The organism is Deinococcus sp. Leaf326 (assembly GCF_001424185.1).
GTDB lineage: Bacteria > Deinococcota > Deinococci > Deinococcales > Deinococcaceae > Deinococcus.
This window is the reverse complement of record NZ_LMOM01000041.1, coordinates 15,088-19,482: the sequence shown is the minus strand read 5'-3', so window position 1 is coordinate 19,482 and position 4,395 is coordinate 15,088. Positions and strand designations below refer to the sequence as shown.

The following is a 4,395-nucleotide window of genomic DNA, read 5'->3' as shown; positions in this document are numbered from 1 at the left end:
CGATCTCGTCGAGTATCACCGGGTTGAGGGTGCCGAGCATCTGCGGCCCTGGAATATTGATCCAGAACACTACCAGAACATGTTGAAACGCTTCGTGCAGCGTGTTCTACCAGACGTGCGGCAGAGTTAAAGTGGAAGATGGGGAGGGCTGAGCGTGACCTCAGCTACCGCGCATGCTGCGGCGCCAGTACGAGGCTTCCCAGACACGCCGTATCGTGGCGAAGACGTCGAGAAGTCGGTACCTGCCATATCGCTGGGGTAAGCGCCCGCCTCTCCGGGGCAGGTCAGTCTCGCGCGGGCCGTCCGGGGTCATACCGATCGGGAGTTCGCGGGAAAAGGGAGGCCGTTCCTGAATCCACTGGCCGCCTGACCGAGTCCCTGTGCAAGCAGATCTGAGCGTGCCGTCTCGCTCTCCCCCGTGTGTGAACTGGTGTTCTGGGGGACCACGTGTGGAGAAACGGAGGTATGGGGTTGTCATGCACCGCGTCTGTCAGAGGGTCAGACTGTTGGAACCCCGTCGTGTGCGCCTGCTCGCCATCGTCGACGAAGGCCTGGAAAACGGTCAGGGCGGCAACGCGGCCCATGCCGCCCTCCGCCGCAAGATCGTGCGCCTTGACGCGGAAGCCCGCGAGGTCCTGAAGGCTGCTGGGGTTAAGGCCACCCCCGTCGCCGACGCTCCGGCCGAAGCCCCCGCCGAGGTCGAGGCTGCCCCCGTCGCCCCGGAATCGGACGCCGCGCCCGAAGCGCAGGACGCCCCCGAGCCCGAGGCCGCACCTGAACTGCCCGCCGCCGAAGTGGAAGCCCCTGCCGACGTGGCCCCGGTTGCCCCTGCACTGCCCGTGGCGGCCCTGGAGAGGGAGGAAGCCCCGGCTGCTGCCCCCACCGAAGCATCGGAGGCGGCTCCTGCCCCCGTACAGCCCGAAGCCGCCCCGGTCGCCGCCAAGGCCCCTCGCAACGTGGTCGCCCCCGGGTTACTCCTCAAAACAATTTGGAGGCCCCTTCCTACCCCTCCTGTGAGCAAGCAAAACTTAAGCCGTCCTATACGGCCTTTTTAATACCTGCGCACCACCGATACTCAACACATTCCAAAGAAAAGCACCTCCGCGAGCCGCCTTAGGGACATCCAGGCGGCGATGAGGATCCGGCTTTTCGGTAGGTTGCCAGGATGTCAGCGTGCAAACGGGCAATATTGGGGATCGTCACAGACATAGATCCTGCCCTTCGTGATGCCGCACTACCTTCAGGATGCCATTTCTTGCACAGTGTCAGGCGCTGAGGGCAGGGAGTCGAGATGAGCCTTGTAGTCGAGTGCGAGTGCGACGGGGTCAGGCTGTGCTGTCGACTGCCAGCCACCCGCGTCCGAGCGGGTCGGAGAGCAGCCCTACCTCAACCCACTCCCCTTCGGCGTCGGGCGCGAGCTTCAGCCGCACCTGCATGTCGGGATTGAGGACATAGAAGCACTGCTTGACCCGCTGCCACAACCGGCGTGCGGGCGCGTAGGTGCTGTTCACCTCTGCCCGCGCGAGCACATGGTTGAAATAGCTCCGTTTACGTCTGGCTTCCGACAGCACCCCTAGGGGGAAAGCGTCGAGATTCTCCTGCAAGGCATCAATGAAAAATCCAGTCCGCCTCTCTTCCACTTCGCGTGGAGTCAGGTCCGGACGGACCAGCCTAGAGGCGTAGTGAGGTAGCAGCGCCAACATTACGCTCAGGAAGTAGAACTCAGCTCCCTCGGAGGAAAGGCGTACCAAGCGGTCAGCCACTCGCACATCGAGGGCCGTGGGGCGTAGGCCGTCCCACATGACACCGAGAACCCCTTCAGCATATGCTGCGTCCCGCATAGCCCCCTCCAGCGCCAGCACCAGGGGTGTGCGACCATACAGGTCGGTCTGGGTTGGGGATGCGCCGCGCTCTAGCAGCGCCATGACCAGTGGCACATTCCCGGACTGCACCGCTAGCATCAGGGGCGTCAGGTTCTCCTGGGTACGGTGATCTACCCCATATCTGTCGATATCCGTCAGCACCGCTCGTAGATTGCCAGTCACGTAGGGTTTGCGGTATTTCTCCACGACTGCCTGGCGCTGGATGCGGCGGTCTTTTTCAGGGTTGCGCAAAAATGACTGAGCGGGTTTAATCTTCAGGGCAGCCAGTTCTTCCAGCAAGCGCGTGTCCAGACTCAGCAGAGCGTAGTCGGTCAGCTCGCGCGCCCGCTTCACGTCGCCGGGATGGGCCTGCGTGTCCGACTGCGCCCTGGCCAGGGCAATGGGGGTCCAGACCGGCCAAGGAACTTCCTGCTGTCGCAAAATCCGGCGGCGAATATCGCGGGCCTGCTCCTGTTTACCTTGCAATTCCAGCTTGCTCGCCTCACGTTCCCAGTCATCCCGCGACGCCTTCTGGCCTCGGAACTGTTCGGCGCCGTCGCCTAAATTCACATCTAGCAGTGCCAACAGCGGATGCCGAATGTCGGCTTCAACTAGCACGACCTGCTGCACAGCGCGGGTCACGGCCACATACAGGGAATTAACGTAGAACTTGTAGAGTTCCAATGACTTGTCGGCCTTGTCCCTGGCGCGAGCATAATTCAATTCATCGCGTTGCAGGTCAGCGGGCGTGACCCCCTGAACGATGTCGGCGTAGGTTTGGCGAGCACTGCTGATGAAGTTGTACAGGATGATGCTGGGGTACTCCAGCCCCTTGGCCTCGTGGACGCTGAAGACCAGGGGCGTACTGAATACCCGTCTGGCGGCGGCCTTGTCCTCGTCCCGGAGGACCAGCACAGCGTAAGCAGTCGAGTCACGGGTCTGTTCGTCAAGTTGCCGACGGACGCGGGACTCGTCCGGCAGCAGGGTGACTGATCCCGCCTCGTCCGCCATCGCACGCACCAGGAAATTGCTCTCCCGGTCAACCGAACCAAAACGAGCGTGTTTAACCTTCAGCAGAGCGTTGGCCACCCGCGTCACCTCCGCAGCATTGCGGAAATTCGCCTGCAGCACACTGACAGCCTGCCGCTCGGCGAGGGCCGTGTCCTGCCAAAGCAGCGCGCGCACAGCCGCCCACGAAAAGAAGTTGGGATGAACAATTTGGTTGGAATCGCCACACAGGAGGAACTGCCCCGGAATCTTCAGCGTTTTTAGGATGAGGGCCAGTTGTGCCGCTGTGAGGTCTTGTACTTCGTCGACCACCACAAAGTCGGCTGTCGGTTGAACATGTTGCATATAGTCGGAGGCCACCAGCGACGCGTCGTATAGTCCTACCTCCCCTAGCCATTGGAGGAAGCGGATGAACAGGTCGTATACGGCAGGCCGCTGCTCGACACTGTAAATGCTCTGGCGAATGCCCAGGGACAGGTACACCTCACGCGAGAGAGGCCCTTCCGGCGAACTACTAAGTACACCCCGGAACTCTTCGAAGAGCGCATGCGCGTCGGTGAATTTTAGCCCGGACTGCCGAGCCACCCAGTCTCCAAAGTCCCGGAAAGTGATCTCACGCCCCCTAGGTACGTGGATGGTGGTCAGAAAGTCGGCGAAAGACAAGAACGCAACGTCCTGTGCCGGATTGTCGAAGCCATTCGCTCCGTACAATTCGGCGGCACTTTGCGCAAGGTAAGGCGAGAGAGTCACGTACAGTACCTGACCGGGAACCTCGCGCAGTTTCTGTAGCGTCAGCGCCGTCTTGCCGCTGCCTGCCGAGCCGACCAAGATAACGGGCGGAGGTGTGCGGTAGACCATGTCTTGGGCATCGTCGAAGGAGATGACCTTGTCCAGCAGGTGAACCTCCTGACGGGTAGGATGCAGATAACGTACGGGAATGGCGACCATGTCCGCCTCCGCCGCATCAAAGTCTGGCAGTCGCGCTTCGTCAATTCGGGCGCCCCGCAAAAAGCGTGACTTGTTATAGGCGTGCTGGTGGATGATCTCCAGCGCGAGGCAGACCGTCTCTGGACCGCGTTCGGAAACGCGCTTCATAAATGTCAGCAATAAACGGTTGGTGTCATCCAGTTTGGCCCGGTAGTAGTTCCCCTGGGCCAGTTTCTTGACATCAGGCGTCTTGAAATCGTCGCGCTCGATGGCTTCCTGTACCCTTCTGAGCTGCCGGTGTACCCGGGAGGCGTCAAGGCCACGGTAGGTGAGAAAGCGCATGGAGAGAGGATAGGGGGTATATAGGCGGCCGGAACGAGCCCAAATGGATTGATGACTAGGAGTAGAAGCTCTCTCAGTTGAAGTAGCCTCTAAAAACGAGCGCTTAATGCGTCTGAAGTGCGTCTGAAAAACGTGCTGGTACAGGTTTTTCCCGCAGCAACAAAGGTGGACGATTGGGCTGAGGTGATACGCCCATGTCCCGATCTGCCTATCCGAACGATCTGACGGACGCCGAGTGGCACGTTCTTTTCCCCCT

2 protein-coding genes are annotated in these 4,395 nt (G+C 60.9%); one reads left to right on the top strand and one right to left on the bottom strand.

The genetic code is table 11. The annotated features are described in order from the left end of the window. Window positions 1–506 precede the first annotated feature (506 nt). Window positions 507–1,055: a hypothetical protein gene (locus ASF71_RS13460; protein ID WP_156372821.1), complete on the top strand. Its 549-nt coding sequence runs from the start codon at window positions 507–509 to the stop codon at window positions 1,053–1,055. A 270-nt stretch (window positions 1,056–1,325) separates the two neighbouring features. On the opposite strand, the gene ASF71_RS13455 is transcribed toward ASF71_RS13460, so the two are convergent. Further along, complete coding sequence (locus ASF71_RS13455; protein WP_056301071.1) at window positions 1,326–4,139, bottom strand: AAA family ATPase; 2,814 nt, start codon at window positions 4,137–4,139, stop codon at window positions 1,326–1,328. Window positions 4,140–4,395: the final 256 nt, after the last annotated feature.